Raw genomic sequence first — 21,501 nt, forward strand, 5'->3', positions numbered from 1 at the left:
CATATTTCTTGCAGTAAATTTTTTACTAAACTTTTGGATGGATACTGCTTTCAGGCAACTCGTGAAAATACCATCTAAGAATTTATTTGAGTTATCTTGCTGACTCATACGTAATAAATTCCTAAACGTGCTTTGGTGTTCTCAATAATCACATGTGGGGATCATGTGTTTTTTTATGGAGGGGTAGTTTTGAATTACAGGGCGATAGGTTCCAAGATTTGTGCATTTGCAGCAGCAATTCCCGAACATCTTTGTGAACTATTCTTTTTATTTATTCTTTCTATTGCAATCAGACATGAAAACATCTGGGGTAGCCTTGTAACATATGGCACTGCCATTCTTTGTTACTTTCTTTTCTCTCTTTTTCTCAATAGAAAGCAATCATTCGTACTTACATTCTTAGTCGCTGTAGGCATCTCACTCAGCTCCTGCATCAAAACAGAATTACTGGGCATTCCTTTACAGCTTTATGACTTCCAAATGGTGTTGCAGCTTCTTAATGTCGATGGACTTTCTGACATTTCTCAGTTCTGGGAAATCCATGAAGCCCAGCTTACCTTTTTATATTCCAGCATAACGCTTGTAGTCTATTCTCTGCTTTTCTGGAAAAAACAGCCGGTGCAAAAATTTTATGCGTGGATGCTTATCCTCCCTTTTCTTGGAGTTGGTACAATCATCTTTGCAATGAAAAATGTTGAACCGGACATTTATAATCAAATGGATAACCTAAAGCGTCATGGTGCATTTGGAATCCTTTATTCCCAGTTGTACAAAGCCGCATCAATGACACCTGAAGGGTATTCCGCATCCATCCAGAAATCATTTCCTGTCAATTCCTCCAGTAAAGAGAGACCGGACACATTACCGAATATTGTCTTAGTGCTTCTTGAAAGTACGATTGACCCAAGCCGTCTTACAGACATTAAGGTTGAGCCTTACCCGACTCCATTTTTAGAAGAATTAAAGAAAAAATCATTATACGGCAGACTGAGTGTTCCCGGCGGAACAGCCAATGCCGAGTATGAGGTACTTACATCACTTCCATTAAAATCTCTGCCAACGACTCGAGTTCCATTTATGGAAATCAATAGACACACTTATTCATTGCCGAGCTTTTTGTCTGAGATGGGCTATCAGTCATTTGCGTACCATATGGGGACGCAGAAATTCTATAACCGCAACGTAGTGTTCAAAGAAATGGGTATTGAAAAATACTACACTCGTGAGAATTATCCAGACAAGACAATATGCGTGAAGAGGTTCTATCATGACTCTACCATGTTCAGCAGCATCTTCTCCAAACTGAAAAAGTCAATGAACCCTATTTTCGCGCATGCATTAACGCTTATCCCTCACCATCCATATGATGAAAAACACGCTAAGTTTGCATTCAATGTAAATTCCAAAAACAGTGATGCTGAAAACAAAAGACTTGCAAACTATTTCAGCAGACTCCGATACACACAAAACGATCTTGCTGCCTTCATTAAACAGGTCAACACGCTACCTCGCAGGACCCTGGTGTTAATGTACTCTGACCACCTCCCGCCACTGTCTTCAATGAGGAAAGAAAAAGGCTCACTCTTTTATCTACTGTATGACTCGAAAGGCCAGCTGCCGACAGGTAAAAATTCCGACCTTGCTACCTACGAGCTTGCAACCATGTTGCTCAAGAAAAGCTTTTTCCCTCTTCGTGGAATCGATTCTATCGTCAGTGACGAGCATAATGCCGACAAGTTAGAACTCATCCACTTTGATATGTTATATGGGGAACAGTATCTGTCAAAACTATTCACGAACTAATCGTACCGCAGTTATTTAAGAACAAGCCCCCTTGGCATTCCATCCAAGGGGGCATTTCTTTTATTGCTGAAACTCTCTGCAGTACTTTACGCATGTCCGATCTGCCGAAGCCTACTTGTGTACGGACTCCAACCGAATTCAGACAATCACGCCAATGCGCTTCTATACTTACTTTTTTATAACATCATAGAATACAAAAACTAACCAAAACGTCCTTCATTAGAACAAAACCTTCGTGTACTATCATTATAAAATCGTAAACTTTTCTGTCTGCTACGCTTTTTTACTTGACTGTCAAACGCAGGTTCGATAGACAACATCCCTCACGCGCGCCAGTAGCTCAGTTGGATAGAGCAACGGCCTTCTAAGCCGTCGGCCGAGAGTTCGAATCTTTCCTGGCGCGCCATTTTCGTAAGTAAAAATCCCGCACAGCTGCCTGTGCGGGATTTTTTGCGTTTTAGATAAATACAAAGATACTATCAACCAAACTAAGGATACTTCATCCTTGGTAAGGATGAAGTCAGCAGTTCAATTCTACTTGAAAGCTCCACAAAAAATAAACGCCCTGACTCTTCGGAGACAGGGCGTTTTCGTCAGAAGGGATGTTGAGACTGTTCTGTGCAGAAAAAAGGGGGGCAGGGTGAAACGTTATAACGTTTGGACTAGCTGTATATAATTTCCGCAGGTGTCATCCAGCACAGCGATAATGACTGCTCCCACTTCCTTTGGGGGGACGGAAAAATGGACGTTTAATGCTAAGAGCCGCTCGTGCTCTTTGTAGATGTCCTCGACTGCAAAAGATGTCCATGGGATCCCAGCATCTTTCAACGCTTTTTGGTAGATTTTGGCTGGCTCAAAAGCCATGGGTTCAAGCAATAGTTCTACGCCACTTTGTTCAAGAGGAGAAACGACGGTAAGCCATTTATGTTCTCCCATGGGAACCTCAGTTTTTTTAAGGAATCCCAAAACATTTGTATAAAAGTCCAGAGCCTTTTCTTGGTCGTCTACAGGGACGCTGGTAATGTTGATTCTGAGCATGTGATTTTACCTCTTGCGTTTCATCAAATGTGTAAAAACTGAATGTAGCTGTTTGTTGTTCAAAAAACTTATTCCAGATTGCGCAGATTCATCTTTTGATATTTTTTAGGCGAAACCCCTGTAGCCCGCTTGAAAGCTGTCGAGAACATTGTGAGGCTTTCATATCCAACTTCAAAGCACGCCCGCGTGGCAGAGCTTCCGTCTTGAAGTAGCTGTTTGGCTTTTGATATTCGCAAGTCACGTAAGTATTGACGTGGTGTTATGCCATAAACTTGTTTGAACATTCTAATATAGTGCGATGACGAGAGAAATGCGGCTTCTGCAATTTGTGTGATGCTTATTTTTTTCGGATAGTTGGTCTGCATAAATTGTTTTGACCGACGTAGCTGTAGGTAAGGCTTTTGAGCTAGCTGGGCATGCGCAAATATTCTCTCCACTTCCTGCTCATAATATGTTTTGCAACCTTTAGGCATTCTTTGTTCCTGTCTTATTTTGCTTGTGCCCTATAAGTAATCAAGTTCAGGCTGACATCCTGCGGGTCACGATAACACAATAGCGCCCGACTCCGAAGATGCCAGTGATGGGAAAAGAATGAGTTTTCCGCCAACTTCCTCTGCTTATTTTGTCGAAGCACCCACATCATCAACCGTCACAAGGGATCCTAGCAAAGAAGAACACCGGCAAGTGCTCTGCGTCAAGGTTTCCTGTAATGCTTTAAAATGAAGAATCTGAGGCGTGATTCCGAAACCAAAAGTCGAACCTCCAGAACACGCCTAAGTAAATATAAAAACTCGATTAAATCCTCTATTTCCAAGAGCAAGATCGCAGCCTAACTCTTCATAAAAAAGCACTAGCAATCCCCCCGCACTTCTTCTGATACATTGGGAATTTTAGCTAGTAAGCATCAACCTGAAAACTTCCTCTTCCAGATACTAACACGTTTTGTATCGCGTTCCTCATAAATGCGAAGTGCAGAAAGCACGTCAAGATCGTAATTTTTCTCAGCGTCTTCTCCTAACGCTGTTAATCGCATTGTATACCATGCAGTGACTCCACCTTCTGGTGGCGATTCAAATCGGGGAAATTCCGGATCGATACCACTGTTATGCACCCACTCTTCTGCAAGACAAGGATTCAACACCATAGCACGCCCCACGCCCACCATGTCGGCTGCACCTTCTGTTACGGCCTGCACAGCCTGCTCACTTTTTTTGAATCCTCCAGTCACCATTAACGGTATTTGAGTCAGTTCTTTTGCTCTTCGCGCGAAATCAAGAAAATATGGCTCACTGCTGGAGTTGTCTGAGCACGATGCTGCTCCAGGAAAATACGTCCCCCCGCTTATATCGATTAGATCGAGCGAGGTAGTATCTAGTAACCGCAGTGCCTCCAACGCTTCTTCCTGCGTCAGGCCACCAACCAACTTATCTGTAGAATTAATTTTAATTCCTATGGGAAACTCCGCCCCAACAACACGCCGAACCTCGTTGATTACTTCAAGGACAATGCGGCACCGTGCCTCAATTGAGCCTCCATATCCATCAGACCTGCGGTTAAACAACGGGGATAAGAACTGGCTCAAAAGAAAGCCGTGCGCAGCATGAATCTGAACACCGCTGAAGCCGACGTCCTTTGCGTCCAGTGCTGCTCTGGCATACGAAACAGGTAGTGCTTTAATCTCCTCAGCGGACATTCCTGCACATGTAAAATCACCAATACTTAACGCAGAAGGCCCCTTAGGCTGACTGACAGGTAAGTAGGCAAGAGCACCTGCATGTCCCAATTGCGGCCATATATGCGCACCGTTAACTGTAGCCCGTTTGGTGAGCAGACGAAGAGCGTTTTGATTCTCTTTAAGCCCTAACAACAAATTCCCCGGTCTTTCTGGAAAACGAAAGTCTCCCTGCACTTCACCAACGATAGACAATGCACTGCCACCTTCCGCCCATCGTTCGTAAAGACGAATCTGAGCTTCTGTTGGACCGCCTTCTCCGTTTCCAAGGGAATCAGACATCGGCGCTTTTGCAAGACGATTTTTTAGCACTGCACCACATGGAAGTTCCAACGTTCTTCCAAGGATATTTCTGGAATCTGCACTGTTCGACATGCCTTACTCCTGTGTTATTCGAGAATTACATTGCGCAGAACAAAATATCCTGTGCATTCCCCTTCATAATCACCATTTTTTGACATTCAACAAACGAATACCTATCATCTCAGATATGAATACTTGTAATGGAGATGAGTATGAACTTAACGCCGGATTTATTAAAAACCTTTGTGGCTGCTGCACAAACACAAAATTTTACTCAGGCAGCACAGAAAGTCAGTCTCACGCAGTCTGCAGTCAGTCACCAAATCCGCAAGCTGGAAACGGAGTTAGGAAAACCCCTTTTTGAGCGTGTTCCTCACGGCGTGACATTAACAAGGCATGGAAAGTCTCTGCTGAAATATGCCAACCAGCTCATTCGATTACACGACGAAGCTATCGCAACATTTTCTGAATCACACATAAAAGGTCAGATTACCCTTGGCACAACAGAAGAATACGCCACCTTGTATTTCCCACGAATTTTAAAGCGATTCGCTGAAAAATATCCTCTGGTACAGGTCAATCTTCACTGCGATCGCTCAGATTCTCTTCGAAAAATGCTAAAGCAAGGCAAGTTGGAGCTTTGCTTACGAAACACAGCAACCATTGGAACTGATGCAGTTTTCTTACGAAAAGAAGCACTCGTCTGGGTTGGTGCACACGATGCCGAACCGGAAAGAGAATCGCCGTTGCCGCTGGCAATGTTCAATGAAGAATGTATCAATCGCCAGTGGGCAATTGAAGCACTTGAAAAAAATTCCATACGCTACAGAATAGCCTACTCCAGTCCCAGCATTTCAGGAATAGTAGCAGCAGTGCAATCCGGTCTTGCTATAGCACCCATTGGCGCAAGTACATTTACCCCCAATCTGCGCGTAATCTCGTCTGATAAACTTCCGGTACTGCCTTCTGCAAATATCTGCCTGTACCACCCGCCGTATGATAAAAGCAGCATCCAGTCGAACCTGATCAAACACATTATCAATGAGTTTTCTGATCTTAACTTGCTGCCACCGCAAAATTTATAGCTTGGACAGTACGATAGACCGTTTTTACGATCACTGCAGTTCGCTCTTCTAAACATTCAATCGAATCTATGTGGCTTAATTGCATATCTTTTTCATATTTTTGCCCACCACAACTACCTTTTCTATCTCTTTTGACCTGAATTCTTTTCTGGTCATATTCACGTATAAATAAAAGAGCTACCTGCCATTCCAGAAATATTATTTTTGTTCTGATAATGCCACACAGCAAATACTAATCTGATACACTTTCAGGAATATTGTATTTGTTCATCAGAACTACGGTAACGGGGGAATGAAAATGATAGAGACCACAACACGCATCTTAGATTGGATTGGTGCAGGGTTGCTCGTTTTCGTTTTTCTCGTTTTTATTTATGGCATTATATTTATACACGATATCCCATACGAAATAGCAAAGAAACGTTCTCACCCGCATCAAGATGCTATCCATGCTGCAGGTTGGCTGAGCCTTTTTCTTCTCCACGTCATCTGGCCTCTGCTATGGATATGGGCTCTACTTTATAAACCGGGAACAAGTAATAAAACAAATGATGTTCTGGAACACGGCCTTGTTAGCCACGCTGAAGAAAAAGACGAGATAGCTCAGCTCAGAATGCGCATTACCGAGCTGGAACGCGAAATTGCTTCAAGTAAAGAAGCTCCACCTGCGGAAGAGTAAGATGGATATACTTATTGAACTCACCTATGCAGCATTAGTTTTTGCCGCATTCAAAATATTCAAAATACCCGTAAATAAATGGACAGTTACAACTGCTGTTGTCAGTGGCTTTTTTGTTGTCGGTTCAATATTTCTCACCATGGCTTACTTCCACCCGTACACTCCTGAAGGTCGAATATATTTTCAAACCACTCCAATAGTACCGCAGGTACGCGGTAAAGTACTCCGTGTACAAGCTCTGGATAACGAGCAGTTAAAGAAAGGAGACATCCTTTTTGAAATAGACTCTACACCCTATAAAGCGAGCTATGACAACGCCAAAGCCAAAGTTGCAGAAGCCAAGACCCAACTGGCACAAGTTCAAAAGAACATCATAAGTGCGAAGGCAGATCTTAAAAAATTTGATGCAGCAAATCAGTTAGCTGCAGTAACCGAAAAACGCTTACGAAGCTTGTGGGAAAAGAGAGTAATTTCAAAGCAGGAGTATGATCAGGCAAACGCCAATGCCATTGAAGCAGAAGAACAGCTAACCAAGGCTAAAGCAAATCTGCAAAAAAGTTTGGATGCATTTGAAACGCAACAAGCAGTCATCCAAGAAGCTGAGGCAGATGTGGACACTGCGGCGTTCAATCTGGAAAGCACTGTCGTTCGTGCCCCAGCCAACGGCTCTGTAACGCAAGTACGCCTGCGTGCAGGAATGATGGCAGTTCCCTTACCACTAAAACCTGTCATGACATTTATTACCGCCGATGCATCTTACATTATAGGTGAATTCAAACAAAACCCTCTGCAAAACATTAAGATCGGAAATCTGGCTGAAGTCATTTTTCCTGCACTCCCGGGACGCGCCTTTCGAGGACGTGTTACTAAAATTATGAACGCGCTCGGCGAAGGCCAACTTGAACCAAGTGGAACACTTATGCGCTTTGAAGGAGACGATAAAGCCGGACGTGTTCCCGTTTTTATCACACTGGATGAAGACATGAGCAAATACAACCTACCTCTCGGCAGCAATGTCGCTGTGGCTGTTTACAGCACCGAAATGGAATTTCTCTGTCCAATTCGCCAAATACTTCTACGAATGGTCAGCTGGAAAAACATTGTCTGCTTTGAAGCCCTGTAACTCCCCACCTACAGTACAATTCCATACAGCACATACCAATCGTGATTACTGTTCTTAAGTGCACCGGCCATAACGCGCCCTCTGCGTTTTTCAAAACAACAATTTATTTTCATTCCTATTTTACGAAAAATTAAAGACAGTTCGTTTTTTATAATAATGGGATGGCGGCGTGCATAACGTACACTGATGGCAGCCTGAATAACGGGTGATGAAGGGTACTTGAATGAAACAACGACGACTCTCTTTTTATGCGATTTTACTGGGAATCCTATGGGCAGCTTTGGTCGTGCTGCCCTCATCCGTGTATGCACAAAAAGCCCCGCGGCATGTGTTGTTATTAAACTCGTATCATCAACGGATGACATGGGTGCAAAATATCACCCGAGCTGTAGAGGATGTGCTGGAGCCTGAAAAAAACGACTTGATACTCCACATTGAAAACATGGACACCAAGATGGTGTTCTCCAAAACATATTTTGCCACGTTCAAAAAACTGCTTAAGGAACGATACAAAGGCATCCCTTTCAGCATCATCATTTCTTCCGACAACTACGCCTTTGACTTCCTCCGTAACAATCGCGATGAACTATGGCCCAATGTTCCTGTTGTATTCTGTGGAGTAACAAACCTTCCACCAGACCTACAAAAAACAACGCCACTTATCACAGGCGTTGAAGAAGCCCCCTCGCCTCGCCCGACAGTGGAACAAATGCTCCGCAACCATCCTGATATTAAAAAAATTCTTGTAGTTAATGACCACTCCATAACAGGCAACAGTTGGCGCCCGTACCTTATGAAAAGGCTAGAAGGTCTCGAAGACAGAATAACATTTGAGCACAATATTAAAGAGCCCATCAGTGCACTGCGCAAGAAACTTCTTGCACTGAAAAGCGACACTGCTGTCCTGCTTGGAGTCTATTTCCGAGACAGCAACGGACGCTTCTTTCCGTCAAAAACAGTAGGGGAAATGCTTACAGCAGATACGCCAGTTCCTGTTTACTGTCTGTTAGGATTCAACTTACGCAAAGGTGTCGTCGGAGGCGATGTCATCAGCGGCTATTTTCAGGGAGAATCGGCTGCAAAAATGGCAAAGCGTGTCTTAAACGGTACGGATATTAACAGCATCCCTATTCTCCATACCGGTGCAAACAGGTTTATGTTCCGCTATCCTGAACTGGTGCGCTGGAACATTCCGGAAACGTCTCTGCCAGAAGGCAGCATTATCCTTGATCGACCTGTTTCATTTTTCGAAATGTACCGTGAATATATTATTCTGGTGGAGATCATCATTGCAGTGCTGTTCATCATTGTTCTTCTCCAGATGATCCACATTGCCCGCAGAAGAGTTGTTGAAAAACAATTACGCAAAAGCCGCATGCAGTTTTCTATCCTCCTGAAAAATATGCCGGGGATGGCCTACAGAAGCGTATTCGGCTCTAGCTGGCTTATGCGTTTTGTCAGCGACGGCAGCAAAGAGCTTGTTGAATATCCCCCAGAAAAATTGTTGGAAGATGGCGGTGTTTCGTTTGCCTCCCTCATTGTGGAGGATGATCGGGACAATGCTAAAACTGCCATTCATGAACAACTAGAACACAGCAACAGCTTTACTGTTGAGTACCGTCTACAATCTTCATCCGGCAAAATGCGACATGTGCTGGAGCGTGGGAGATATGTGGAGGATACAGAAGAAGATGGTGACGAGGCAGTGCTGGAAGGATTTATCACCGATGTTACGGATCTGAAAAAAACACAGGCCGAACTAGCCAAGCTGAATCAGGAACTGGAAGAGCGCGTGCACCAACGTACGGCAGAATTAGAAGCCTCAGTAACAAATTTACAAAGTGCACAGCAACAACTGGTTGAAGCAGAAAAACTAGCATCACTGGGTGGTCTTGTTGCCGGAGTTGCTCATGAAATCAACACTCCGCTTGGCATTGGTCTTACAAGTACAACATACCTGCAAGAGCGCCTCACAAAACTTGAAGAAGAATATAAAGCAGGAAGCTTCAAACGTTCAACACTTGAACAATTTATGCAAATTGCCACAGAAGGGCTAACTGCCACAGTCACAAACCTGCGGCGGGCTGCCAGCCTGGTGCAAAGCTTCAAGCAGGTTGCTGTGGATCAAACTTCTGAAGTACTCCGAGAGGTTAACTTATATGAATACCTTGGCGAAGTTCTCACAAGTTTACGTCCACGCTGGAAGCGTACATCGCATACTGTTGAGCTGCATGCGAAAGGAGATGCCGAAAAAATCGTTGTTAAAACCTATCCCGGTGTCATTATGCAAATCATATCCAACCTGATAAGCAACTCGTTTGTGCACGGCTTTGAAGAAATGGAAAACGGCATTGTAGAAATTGTCCTGAGCCGCACAAATGGTAACATTAGCATCGATTACAAAGACAATGGAAAAGGTATGACCAAGGAACAGATTCATCGCATTTTTGAACCGTTCTTTACCACAAAGATGGGTACCGGCGGCTCCGGCCTCGGTATGCATATTGTGTGGAATCTTGTGACACGCAGACTGGGCGGTACCATTACATGCCACAGCACACTCGGCCACGGTGCTCAATTTATCATTACCTTTCCTGCCGCACCACCCTCTGAAGCAAAGAGCTAAGCCTAAAAGGAGATAAATCCTGTGACAAGTACCGACGAACTGCTGTTTGCTGATGAAAAAGAATTTGAAACCGTTGCCCATGAGCCTAAGCCTTGGAAGATACTTATTGTTGATGATGAGGAAGAGGTTCACACTGTCACGCGTCTGGTGCTTAGCGACTTCACATTCGAAGGGCGCGGACTGGAAATGCTCAGTGCGTATAGCGGAAAAGAGGCTATGGAGCTGCTGAAAGAAGTAGACGATATTGCCGTTGTGCTTCTCGACGTCGTTATGGAAGAGAACCACACTGGTCTTGATGTAGCAAAGCGTATTCGCGAAGAATTAAACAACCCCTTTACCCGTATCATTCTACGCACAGGACAACCGGGACAAGCACCTGAAAACAAGGTTATTTCTGAACTTGATATTAATGACTACAAGCAAAAAACAGAACTGACAGCGCAAAAGTTATACGTCACCATAACCACAGCATTGCGTTCGTATCGAGATTTAAAAACAATAGAAACAAATCGTAACAGCCTATTGCAACTTGCCATGTCTGTTGCCCACCAGATTCGTAACAGAACCATGAGTATCGCAGGATTTGCCAATATCGCCGTCAGAGAACTTTCTGCCGGAGAAGATGCCACGTCGCACCTAAGTACCATCAGAACCGAAGCCTCCCGTCTGGAAGCGCTTGTAGCGTCCGTATCTGACTATGCTTCACTCACACGTGGCATCAAAGAGCATATCCTGCTGAAAAATCTTATTAATGAAGCATATACTGCAGCAGAAAAACAACTTGCTGCTAAAAACATTGCGTTAGCCGACGTTGCGACCATGACCGTAACTGTTGACGACTTTATGATTGAAACAGACAAAGGACTCTTTGTCCGTATGCTTGAGGAGCTCATACTCAATGCAGTGGTATTCAAAAAAGAACATTGCCACATAACTATTGCCGCTTCACCTCTTAATGAAGGATGCATCCTTACTGTCGCAGATAACGGCGTCGGCATCTCGTCAGAGATTATCAGCTTTATTTTCGACCCGTTCTTCTCTTCTCTCCCCGACGGCGTGGGCATGGGACTTTGCACCGTCAAAAAAATTGTGGACGAACACGGCTGGGAAATATCTGTTGTCAGCTCTGAAGAGCACGGAAGCACATTTGAAATTGTCATACCTGTTTGCTCCAGCAGTGAACCAAGCACTGAAGAAAGCACTTAGCAACCGTCCTGACCGATAGTTGAAACGCACCTCATGAACGTAGCTGCAAACAGCATTCAATATGTCACTGAATAGGGGTCGTCCCCCACAGCACACTTAGTTTATGTAAACAAATGTGTAGTTGACTTTTAGGGCAGCTATATACATTCTTCAGCATGCTCTACTTTCTATCTAAAAGACTACATATGAAACGTGTTATTTCTTTTTTCATTCCATTTACTCTTGTATTTATACTAGCTGGATGCACTCCAACAATTGATGGCACTTCAGAGGAAGCTTTCACTGCTTCATACCAAAAAGTAATGGATGATGTTCCGGAGAAAGATAAATTACGAGTTAAAGCTGCTTTTGCTGTTTTCAAAGTAAAAAAGACACTTGAAGCAACGCTGGAAGGTACACTTTCAGCATCCGGCATCCAAAAGAAAGTCTACGCAGCGATGGATGGCAAAACCGCAAACGATATTCTCGTATTAACCGGTCAGGATAAGATTACCGAAGAAAAAGAATAAAGCCCGTATTGCATAATGCATCACAGGCTCTTCAAACGATAAATACAAGTAATTATTAAAAGGAACTACGTTATTTATGACCAATACATAGTTCCTTTTTTTACTCATACTGAGTACTTACAGTTCATGGTACTTACGTAGGTTATTCATCCTTCCTGATAATGGTCGTAATAATTTCACCTACACGAAATCTCCACTTACGCATGATGCTTTTGTTCACAACAACCTCAGAATTCATGCGCCACAACCAGTCCTCAACCTGTACAGCCAGCGTTCTTCCTTTAAACGGCACCACAAGCGTGTAATCCATTCGCAACGCATTGCCATACCAGACCAATTCTGCAACGCCCTGAACATCGGCTGCCGTTCCTTCAAACTGCTTGTCACCGGTACCTACGAATTCCCAGAAGCGCTGCATTTTCTCCCCGTTATCAAAGACAAAATTTTCTGTCAGATGCCCCTGCATCCCGTTTGTGTTTTGTTGCCAGGAGCCATGCATCACAGCAGTAAATGACCGGAGAACTCTTCCGTTTCTTCCAAGCATGACCCCATGTGCTGCCAATTCTCCTGCAAAAAATTCTTCAAGTGCAAAGGGTTCTCCGCCAGCAGCATTGCTTTGAGCTGTAATGTTTGATCTGCCATCAAAAAAAGTACTCATCACCCTCTCCTGTTTTTACTGCCGGTGATAGTGCGAACCAGATAATGGTACGCAGGGTACGGTAACACTCTCAGCAGCTTGCATGCCCATGAAAACGCAAATGGAAAATGAATTTCTGCCTTTTGTTTTGCAAGGCCGTTCCAGATATATTCAGCTGCACGTTCGGTGCTTATACGCATGGGCATAGGATACGGGTTCAAATCAGTAAGGGGGGTTTTAATAAAACCGGGATTGATTGCGGTAACTGAAATTCCATAGGTCTCAACATCAAATTGCAGGCTTTGCAAAAAGTTATTCAGTCCCGCTTTGGTGGCTCCATAAGCTGCTGCCAATGGCAGTCCTCTGTAGGATGAGAGCGAGCCAACTCCGGCAAGGTGCCCGCTTCCTCGCTCCATCATATCAGGGAGCGGTGCAAGCAGCGTTGCAACAGCACCATGCAGGTTAATTTCGAAAAGCTGCCTGCACTTTTCAAACGTTATTTCGCTGGCAGGCATATTAATATGTGTTCCAGCATTAGCCACAACTAAATCGGGCACCCCCATGGCTTCTTTCACATGAGTATATGCGAGCATCAGTTCCTGCTCGTCAGTAACATCTGCAGGAACACACAATACCTGTCCTGAGTTTCCGAATGGTTGGGCAACTTTTACTAACGCTTCGTTATTGCGAGAGGTTATGGCGACCTGCTTGCCTCCTGCAACAAACCGCTTCACCAGCGCTTCACCTATGCCGCGGGAGGCTCCTGTAAGCCAGATTGTTTGTACGTGCTGCACGAGAAATCCCCGTAAGTTAAAGAAAGGATTCAAGCCGCAACGTTAGCATATTTTTTCCCCTGAAAAAAGGATATAGCTTTTGTATGTCCTCCTCTCACTCCACCAAACCAAGCTGGCCTGTCCGATTCTGGCGTCGAAGAGTTCGCGCCCCGATACTTCGTGAGCTCTCAATAGGGACAACAATGCCTAAGGTAACGATGGCTTGCATCCTTGGGCTGATCTCTGCTTCCTGGCCGCAAATCGGGACAAATCCTATTATGGCTATTTTGCTCTCGTGGATAACCCGATGCAATAAAGCCATTGTTTCAGGAGTAAGTATTGTATTCAGCCCTCTTCAATATCTTTTGATGATCCCTTTTCTTCGTCTAGGCGAAACCTTGCTCGGCGTTCCGCATTTTGAAACCTCCGTTCCGGAAATCCTGACTATTGTTTTCACCGACCCTATCGGTTCTTTTGCTATCCTTGGAATCCCTCTGCTGCATGCAATTCTGGGCTGGATGTTTGCATGGCTTTTTGTCGCTCCTGCCTGCTATTATCCCGTCACAGTTCTCCTTCAAAAAATGCGACAAAAAAACAGACAATAACCTTTACGGCTACTCGCTGATAACTTCCCGCCAATACTTTCCATAGCTTATTTGCTGTTGTATAACGTTGCCATGTCACAAGAAAAAATAGCGTACACAGCGGGAGGACTGAAGGTTGCTGTCATAGGCGGAGGCATCTCCGGTCTTGTTGCAGCTCACCTGCTTTCACGCCGTAATCGTGTGACCATTTTCGAAAAAGAAGCACACCTTGGGGGACACACCTATACAGCCAGAGTTCCAGCCCACTCCCCCTCTGGAGAAGAAAAAACGCTTCCTGTTGATATGGGATTCATTGTTTTCAACATCCCCAATTATCCTGTTTTCAATGCCTTTATTAACGCACTGGGCGTAAAGCGCGCCAAGTCGAACATGTCGTTTGCCTTCTATAATCCTGAGACTGATTTTATGTACGCAGGCACAGGGCTACGAGGGCTTTTTGCTCATAAAAAGAACATCATCTCGCTTGATTTCTGGAAGATGCTGTACGGTATTCGCAAATTCGGCGTTGAAGCAAAGCAGGCATTGCTTGCCGGAAAGCTCTCGGGAAAAACGCTTGGTGAATATCTCCGCACTCAAAAATACGGCAATTATTTTACCCAGAACTATCTGCTCCCTATGGCAGAGGCCATCTGGTCAACACCGGAGGGGGACATAAGATCATTCCCCGCTGAAACACTGGTGCACTTTTTTGATAACCATCTATTGCTTGAATATACAATGCGCCCGCAATGGTATTACATTGAGGGCGGTAGTGATACGTATGTCCGGGCATTTCGCAAACAATTTTCAGGAGATATTCACACAGGCACAGCGGTGACCTCAGTTACACGCCACGCAAGCCATGTACATGTAATGACCGACAAAGGAAGCGGAGAGTTTGATACAGTTGTTCTGGCAACACACGCCAATGTTTCGTTACGTATTTTGACCAATCCTACAGAACAAGAGCACACGTTGCTCTCCCCGTGGATGTATGCAGACAACCGCGTGGTTCTTCATACTGACGACTCATTTCTTCCTCCCAAAGCTGCCGGACGGGCTTCATGGAATGTAATCCGTGATCCACTACAAAAAAAGCAAGGTAGTGTCGGAGTAAGTTACTATATGAACCGTCTGCAAAATATTGCTGCCGACAAAGCATACGTTGTTACGCTTAATCCAGTACGGGAACCGAAACTCAACACGCTGCTTGAGGATAAGCACTTTGCCCACCCCCAGTACTCCCTTGATGCTATTGCCTCACAGAACGATCTACCAAAGTTGAACGGCATAAACAGGACATTTTTTTGCGGCGCATACCACGGATACGGATTTCATGAAGACGGCGCAGCATCGGGTGCAAGAGTTGCACGGCATTTTGGAGAATCGCTATGAACAGCCGGTTACTCACATGCCGTGTTCAGCACCAGCGGTTCACACCTAAAGAACATAGCTTTTCATACCCGCTCTACACCTGTTTATTTGATATAGACGAGCTGCCGCTACTGAACACACAGTTACGACTCTTCGGACACAACAAAAAGCGCCTGCTTTCACTTCACGATGCCGATTACCTTGAACGCGGCTCCGAAACCATTCGCACAAAGCTTACACATCTTTTTTCTGCAAAAAACGTTGAGCTAAGAGCTACTGACACTGTCTTTCTTGTAACCTCTGCCCGCTTTTTGAATTATGCCTTCAACCCCGTATGCTTCTACTGGATTTTTCGTGATGAGGCGCTTCACGGTTGCGCTGCTGAAGTGAACAACACCTTTGGTGAGAAACACATCTACATACTTCCCGGTTCAGGTAGTATGGCAAAAAAAGCGGAGCTATCTCAGGAAAATGATACCTCCCATCCCACTGCCTCAACCGATGTGTTCCCCGCACAGTACAGCAGCCCGAAGCAATTTCACGTCTCTCCGTTTATGGACATGCAGGGCAGCTATGCATTCTCATTTGAGGACATACGCCAAACTCTCGATGTTACCGTCACGCTTTACCACGACACCACAAAAGCTTTCGAAGCAACGCTCATCGAAGAGGAACGGTTTCCTCTGGCAGATGCGACATTGTTGAAGACAGTTGTAACCAAGCCCTTCACCACACACCTCACAATGCCGCGTATTCTGTGGCAAGCCGGTAAAATTCATCTGGGCAAAGGCATCCGCTATCATCCTAAACCGGAACCGGACAACGATATGACAATTCGCCACAAGACTACCATATCCCGAAAAGACAAACTCGCCTTCGCTATCATCAAGCGCGTGCTAAACAAAGTCCGGTACGGACAACTCACCCTCATACTACCGGACGACACGTCGGTGCATTTTACAGGCACACTCCCCGGCCCCACCGCGAGTATTTCAGTACATTCGTATGCACTTTTTCGAAACATACTTTTGCACGGAGATATTGGTTTAGGAGAAGGCTACACCCAGAAACTCTGGGAGTCTAAAGACGTGGTGAGTCTCATCCAATTTTTTTTAAAAAATAGGAAAATATATGCGACTTCGAGTAATTTTTTACAAAATATATGGGCATATGGAACGGGTTTAGTACGTAAACAAGTGCATGCAACTGCCCCGCATAATGATCAGGCAGGTTCCAAAGCTAATATTGCAGCACACTACGATCTTTCAAACGACCTGTTCCGCTGCTTCCTTGATCCAACACTGACGTATTCCTGCGCACTGTTCCTTGAACCCGATAATGTGCATGAAAATCTTACCGAAGCACAACTCAGAAAAAACAGAGAACTCGCTGACAAAGCCGGAATCAGCGCGACAGATCATGTGCTTGAAGTCGGCTGCGGATGGGGTGGATTTGCAGAACAAACCGCAAAAGAACGTGGATGCAAAGTTACTGGAGTCACCTTATCGCAAGAGCAATATGACTACGCAACACAGCGCATACAGCAGGCAGGGCTAGAACACCTCGTCGACATACAATTGCTTGATTATCGGAACCTTACATCACAGTACGACAAAATAGTTTCCATTGAAATGCTGGAAGCAGTCGGGCATAAATTCCATGCAGAATATTTTCAGCAACTGGAAAAACTCCTCAATCCCAAGGGCAAAATTGCAATACAAACGATCACCATTAAAGACTCTTTATATAACCGCTATTGCTGCAGAACCGACTGGCTACGTAAGCATATTTTCCCCGGGGGCGAGCTTCCTTCCTTAAGTCGTATTTGTACGGTTGTTTCCGGTAATACTGGCCTTGCGCTAGAAAGAGTCGACGCATATGGGCAACACTACGCCAATACGCTCAGCCAGTGGCGGGAAAAGTTCAACAGTTCATGGTCTGATGTAGAACAGCTGGGATTTGACGAGGAATTCAAGCGGACATGGAATTACTATCTGGCCAGTTGTGAGGCGGGATTTCTGCAAGGCCACATTGATGACTTGCATATCCTGCTAACGCACGCAGAACACACGCTGAAAATGTAATCACACTTCAATATGTCAAACATATTTATTGAAAAAGGACTTACAAATACACTTGTAAGTCCTTTTCATTCATAACATATTCCAGCATGATGGCCGGAACTTATGATTATCTATAAAAAATTCTCCGGTTGTTTTGGAGCACTAAACAGTTTGTTCAGTCTAAGCGACGCATCCTTTACCAGACTTGGCTTGATGCTCCTTGCTTGCTGAGGGCAACGCTTAATACATGCACAGCAAGTGATACACTGCGCTATATCAACCAACGCACTGTTCTGAGTATCTATTGCTCCCAAAGGACAAATTTGCGCGCACACACCACACTGCGTGCAGCTATCCGCGACTTCAATAAAATCCACATCCCACAATGTGGTCATCCCTTCATACGGACGGCTACCCGCAACATGCAGTTCAGGCATAGCTGAAGAATCTGCAACAGCATCCATTTTGTCCCGAACAGCTCTGCCAAATGCTTCGGCATGAGCCAGATCACTGCTATCAGGCCGTCCATGCGCAACTGGGATTTCTTCACTAGAAAATGAATGCTCACCGACATATGCGGCACCAGCAACTGGTACACAACCACGAGCAGCCAGAGTATCTTTAAGTTCCAGCAGCGCATTATCATATACGCGGTTACCATACACAACAACACAAACCACAGGGGTCTTCCGTGCCGTCAGTGTTGATAGCCACTCTGTTACCAAAGCCGGAACCCGCCCCATATACACAGGAACTGCGACCACAAGAAGGTCTTTCTCTGAAACGTGTAAAGGCATCATCCGCCTTTCAGCATCAGTTAAATCTACCACGTTACTTCTAGCAGGCTTAATTCCCTTAACAATTCCTTCTGTAATTTTTCTTGATGTCCCTGTTGGTGAAAAATACACAGCCGTTACAGAATCCACATTCATCGTATTTACCCCGCGAACTTCATTACACTATTTCTATTCATTAGACTCATTGCTTTCTGATCATTACAAAGCATGACAGATTTTAATTACAGAATGTAACGTAAATTAATTTGAAAATATTTGTCAAGTATGGCAGAAAGTTACCACACACAGCACAAAGAGGAAGATATGACAAAAGGAAAAAGGGGGCGCCCTCGTTGCGAATTAGCACAAGAGGCCATTCTTGAAGCCACGCATAACTTACTGACAGAAAAAGGCGGCAATGGAGTCACTATCGAGGCAATTGCCAAACAGGCCAACGTAGGCAGACCAACAATATACCGTTGGTGGCCAAGTGTTGCAGACATTGTACTGGATGTTGTTCTACGCGAGGCAGATTCTGCAATCTGTGTGCATCACGAGGCACCTTTTGCAAGGAATCTTCAACTCTTCTTACGACAGTCCGTGCAAACCTTAAATGAATGGGGTGGTGCTCACCTTCGTTTTCTTATGGCACATGCCCAGAAAGACAAAGAATTTAGAGAACGATTTCGTGAAAATTTTACCAACAAGCGCAGACAAATCGTACACTCCATGCTTCTGCATGCTACAGAGACAGGAGAGGTAAGCCCAATCTGCGACTCTGATCTACTTATTGATCTTATCTTCGGCCCAATGTGGTATCGCCTACTTACCGGTCATGCTCCGCTGGATACCCACTTTGCCGATAACCTTACAGAACAACTTCTTCTATTAGTTCAGGAAAACCCTGCATGCCGTAAAAAATGAACACCCGACAATCTGAAAATTATCGGGTGTCCTTGTGTTACTTGCTCAATAGGGAGTACAGCGTCCCAACAAAATAGCCGCTGCTATTGTTGTAACTCATTTATAATTCTACGCAGATCATTTGTCAGCTTCTCCATGTGACTCATGGTACGGACAGAAGCAGTAGCAGAAGAGGCCATATTTTCTGCTAGCCGGCTTACTTCCTCGACAGCCTGATTTATCTCTTCACTGGTTGCAGATTGCTGCTCTGAAGCTGTCGCAATTGTACGCGCCATGTCTGCAGAGCCTTCAATCAAATTCATCATTGAATCCAGAACGGTTCCTGCATCGCTTGCCAACGCTGTACTGCGATCAACAGCTTCCGTCGCTTGATCCATAGCCTCAATATTGTCACGAGTACCATTTTGAATTGCGCTGACAGCATCTCCAACTTCATTTGTTGCCTGCATTGTTTTTTCAGCAAGTTTACGGACTTCATCAGCAACCACAGCAAACCCTCTACCTGCATCACCTGCACGGGCTGCTTCAATGGCAGCATTTAATGCAAGTAGGTTTGTCTGATCAGCAATATCTGTAATAACTGTCATTATTTTCCCAATGCCGACAGCCTGCTCACCAAGAGTGCCCAAACGCGATTTCATAACAGCTGAACGCTCTGCAACATCATTAATTGCCGAGATTACATTCTTCACTGTTTCAGAACCTTTCTCTGCTTGTTCTCTTGCATTATCAGAGTGTGTGGCAGCATCAGAGGCACTACGGGCGACCTCAACAACTGCTACATTCATTTCTTCCATTGCAGTAGCAGTTTCACCAGTTCTTGCTGCCTGATTTTCTGTTCCAATACGCGTTTGATCTATCTGCTCAGCTAATTCACTTGATGCAGCTGAAACGCCAGCAACAACTGCTTCAAGCTGTTGTGCGGCCTGCATAATTCCTTCACGGCGAGCAATCTCTGTTTCACGCTGTGCTTTCTCAACAGCCTCAAGCGCCTCAGTTGCTCTGCTAGTCTGCTCTTCTGCTTCTCTTGATTTTTGTTCCGCCATTTCAAGAGCTTCTACCAAACTCATTACCATAGCACGCAAGGCAGTGTTTAACTCAAGCAATTCACCACTAAATAACTCAGTTGAAGGCGGGTTGCCATATTCACCGTTCTTGATAGCGTTAGCTCTCTGCACCATTACATTTAACGGAGCTACAATTGATCGTGCCAATAAGTAGCCAAGTAGCCCAAGAATTATTGTGATTATGGAGCCGACAATACATATTGACTGAGCAGTCTGGTCGGCACTTTCAAGAACTTCACCCATATCTTTTAAGATAATAAGCTTATATTTAAACGCCTTAATATTATGAACATATGCCAACTTCGAGACATCGCCAATCGTCACTTCATAGATTCCATCTCCTTTATCAGAAAGAGAATCAAGGCCTGCGACAGAAGTATTTCCTAACCGCTTCATGGTAATGTCTTTATTCCCTGGATACGCCAGAATAGTCCCATTTTGTTCAAGTAAGGCAACACGCCCTGTGCGTCCCAGCTTAATAGTATCCATCACATCCACTAGCATAGATAACTCAAGATCAATAGCTGCCACACCTATTGCTTTGCCAGAATCATCCAGTACTTTGGCTATTGCACTGGCTACGGGATACCCTAATGTACTCATATAAGCACTTGAAACAGATGCTGGCGCTGTTTCTGCCAGTGCTTCCATCATCCAAGGACGCTTTCGAGGGTCATAGCCTGCTCCGACTCGATCGTCCGGTTCTTGAATATACCCTCCATCTGCCATCCCTAAAAAAACAATGCCATAGCTGGAGTGCGTTTTACGAATATTACTAAAAAGGGAACTAATCTTTTTTTGGTCAGGGTTAGTTGCTTCCTGTGAACTCGCACTATCTTCTTTTGCATTATAAAATGTTTGTAACTTCCCAATGGCTTGCTTCACCAATGGTGTCTTTGCTAATTGCTCTGCATCACTCTGCGTAGACTTCATAAACAAAGAAACATAGTTATCTACAAGCTGAGCGCTTTGCTCAGCTTCTTTTGTAAAATCTTCACGAGCTTTTTCATAAAGCAGCGTATACGACATTATAGAAACCACCACGACCGATATCAAACACGAGACTATCAAGGCCGCAGTTACTTTGGCTCGAATTGTTCCAAGCATTTGTGACTCCTCCAAGTTTACCACACCTAGTCACCGGACTTCCAATCTGAATATATGTGAGCAGTACACATACTCAGCAATACTTAGCCCTA

Annotated in this window: 18 protein-coding genes and 1 tRNA gene; 12 read left to right on the forward strand and 7 right to left on the reverse strand. The window is 44.6% G+C overall.

Annotated elements, in window-relative coordinates; genetic code table 11:
• Positions 1–165: 165 nt before the first annotated feature.
• Both SP90_RS09505 and SP90_RS09510 read left to right on the forward strand, forming a co-directional pair.
• A complete protein-coding gene (locus SP90_RS09505) occupies positions 166–1,803 on the forward strand; it encodes an LTA synthase family protein (protein WP_197498784.1) in 1,638 nt (545 codons plus the stop codon).
• A 329-nt stretch (positions 1,804–2,132) separates the two neighbouring features.
• Positions 2,133–2,209, forward strand: a tRNA-Arg gene (locus SP90_RS09510).
• 242 nt (positions 2,210–2,451) lie between these two features.
• On the opposite strand, the gene SP90_RS09515 is transcribed toward SP90_RS09510, so the two are convergent.
• The 3 genes from SP90_RS09515 to SP90_RS09525 form a co-directional block, all read right to left on the reverse strand.
• Positions 2,452–2,841, reverse strand: coding sequence for a VOC family protein (locus SP90_RS09515; RefSeq protein WP_066855040.1), 390 nt, complete (start codon positions 2,839–2,841; stop codon positions 2,452–2,454).
• Between the two features lie 68 nt (positions 2,842–2,909).
• The gene (locus tag SP90_RS09520; RefSeq protein ID WP_066855043.1) at positions 2,910–3,314 is read right to left on the reverse strand and encodes a helix-turn-helix domain-containing protein; all 405 of its coding nucleotides are present in this window, start codon (positions 3,312–3,314) and stop codon (positions 2,910–2,912) included.
• 431 nt (positions 3,315–3,745) lie between these two features.
• Positions 3,746–4,948 (reverse strand): oxidoreductase, encoded by a 1,203-nt coding sequence (locus tag SP90_RS09525; RefSeq protein WP_066855047.1) that lies wholly within the window; start codon positions 4,946–4,948, stop codon positions 3,746–3,748.
• A gap of 140 nt (positions 4,949–5,088) precedes the next feature.
• On the opposite strand from SP90_RS09525, the gene SP90_RS09530 reads away from it, so the two are divergent.
• The 6 genes from SP90_RS09530 to SP90_RS09555 all read left to right on the forward strand — a co-directional run bounded on the left by SP90_RS09530 (position 5,089) and on the right by SP90_RS09555 (position 12,104).
• Positions 5,089–5,961, forward strand: a complete 873-nt coding sequence (locus SP90_RS09530; RefSeq protein ID WP_066855049.1) for a LysR family transcriptional regulator — start codon at positions 5,089–5,091, stop codon at positions 5,959–5,961.
• A 298-nt stretch (positions 5,962–6,259) separates the two neighbouring features.
• On the forward strand, positions 6,260–6,640 hold the full coding sequence (locus SP90_RS09535; protein WP_066855052.1) for a DUF3302 domain-containing protein: 381 nt from the start codon (positions 6,260–6,262) through the stop codon (positions 6,638–6,640).
• A 1-nt stretch (position 6,641) separates the two neighbouring features.
• Positions 6,642–7,763: an HlyD family secretion protein gene (locus tag SP90_RS09540; protein ID WP_066855055.1), complete on the forward strand. Its 1,122-nt coding sequence runs from the start codon at positions 6,642–6,644 to the stop codon at positions 7,761–7,763.
• A 223-nt stretch (positions 7,764–7,986) separates the two neighbouring features.
• The gene (locus SP90_RS09545) at positions 7,987–10,389 is read left to right on the forward strand and encodes a sensor histidine kinase (protein ID WP_082936377.1); all 2,403 of its coding nucleotides are present in this window, start codon (positions 7,987–7,989) and stop codon (positions 10,387–10,389) included.
• Positions 10,390–10,410: 21 nt separating this feature from the next.
• Positions 10,411–11,595: an ATP-binding response regulator gene (locus tag SP90_RS09550; RefSeq protein WP_197498785.1), complete on the forward strand. Its 1,185-nt coding sequence runs from the start codon at positions 10,411–10,413 to the stop codon at positions 11,593–11,595.
• Positions 11,596–11,780: 185 nt separating this feature from the next.
• Positions 11,781–12,104: a DUF6694 family lipoprotein gene (locus tag SP90_RS09555; RefSeq protein ID WP_066855064.1), complete on the forward strand. Its 324-nt coding sequence runs from the start codon at positions 11,781–11,783 to the stop codon at positions 12,102–12,104.
• 142 nt (positions 12,105–12,246) lie between these two features.
• Here the strand turns inward: SP90_RS09555 and SP90_RS09560 are convergent, their stop codons facing one another.
• Both SP90_RS09560 and SP90_RS09565 read right to left on the reverse strand, forming a co-directional pair.
• Positions 12,247–12,762 carry a DUF3833 family protein gene (locus tag SP90_RS09560; protein ID WP_066855067.1) on the reverse strand — a complete coding sequence of 172 codons (516 nt, stop codon included), beginning with the start codon at positions 12,760–12,762 and terminating at the stop codon, positions 12,247–12,249.
• A complete protein-coding gene (locus SP90_RS09565) occupies positions 12,762–13,535 on the reverse strand; it encodes an SDR family NAD(P)-dependent oxidoreductase (RefSeq protein ID WP_066855070.1) in 774 nt (257 codons plus the stop codon). Before SP90_RS09565 ends, SP90_RS09560 begins: the two co-directional genes overlap by 1 nt.
• 83 nt (positions 13,536–13,618) lie before the next feature.
• On the opposite strand from SP90_RS09565, the gene SP90_RS09570 reads away from it, so the two are divergent.
• The 3 genes from SP90_RS09570 (at position 13,619) to SP90_RS09580 (ending at position 17,556) form a co-directional block, all read left to right on the forward strand.
• Positions 13,619–14,119, forward strand: a complete 501-nt coding sequence (locus SP90_RS09570) for a DUF2062 domain-containing protein (protein WP_082936379.1) — start codon at positions 13,619–13,621, stop codon at positions 14,117–14,119.
• A 72-nt stretch (positions 14,120–14,191) separates the two neighbouring features.
• Complete coding sequence (locus tag SP90_RS09575; protein ID WP_082936380.1) at positions 14,192–15,493, forward strand: NAD(P)/FAD-dependent oxidoreductase; 1,302 nt, start codon at positions 14,192–14,194, stop codon at positions 15,491–15,493.
• Complete coding sequence (locus tag SP90_RS09580; RefSeq protein ID WP_066855081.1) at positions 15,490–17,556, forward strand: DUF1365 family protein; 2,067 nt, start codon at positions 15,490–15,492, stop codon at positions 17,554–17,556. Before SP90_RS09575 ends, SP90_RS09580 begins: the two co-directional genes overlap by 4 nt.
• Positions 17,557–17,666: 110 nt before the next feature.
• Here SP90_RS09580 and SP90_RS09585 read toward each other — a convergent pair whose 3' ends face one another.
• Entirely contained in the window at positions 17,667–18,467 is an 801-nt protein-coding gene (locus SP90_RS09585) for an EFR1 family ferrodoxin (RefSeq protein ID WP_066855084.1), read from the reverse strand.
• Positions 18,468–18,635: 168 nt separating this feature from the next.
• On the opposite strand from SP90_RS09585, the gene SP90_RS09590 reads away from it, so the two are divergent.
• The gene (locus tag SP90_RS09590; RefSeq protein WP_066855087.1) at positions 18,636–19,235 is read left to right on the forward strand and encodes a TetR/AcrR family transcriptional regulator; all 600 of its coding nucleotides are present in this window, start codon (positions 18,636–18,638) and stop codon (positions 19,233–19,235) included.
• Positions 19,236–19,318: 83 nt separating this feature from the next.
• Here SP90_RS09590 and SP90_RS09595 read toward each other — a convergent pair whose 3' ends face one another.
• On the reverse strand, positions 19,319–21,331 hold the full coding sequence (locus SP90_RS09595; protein ID WP_197498786.1) for a methyl-accepting chemotaxis protein: 2,013 nt from the start codon (positions 21,329–21,331) through the stop codon (positions 19,319–19,321).
• Positions 21,332–21,501 lie beyond the last annotated feature (170 nt).

Source organism: Halodesulfovibrio spirochaetisodalis (assembly GCF_001672295.1).
In the GTDB taxonomy this organism is placed as follows: domain Bacteria; phylum Desulfobacterota; class Desulfovibrionia; order Desulfovibrionales; family Desulfovibrionaceae; genus Halodesulfovibrio; species Halodesulfovibrio spirochaetisodalis.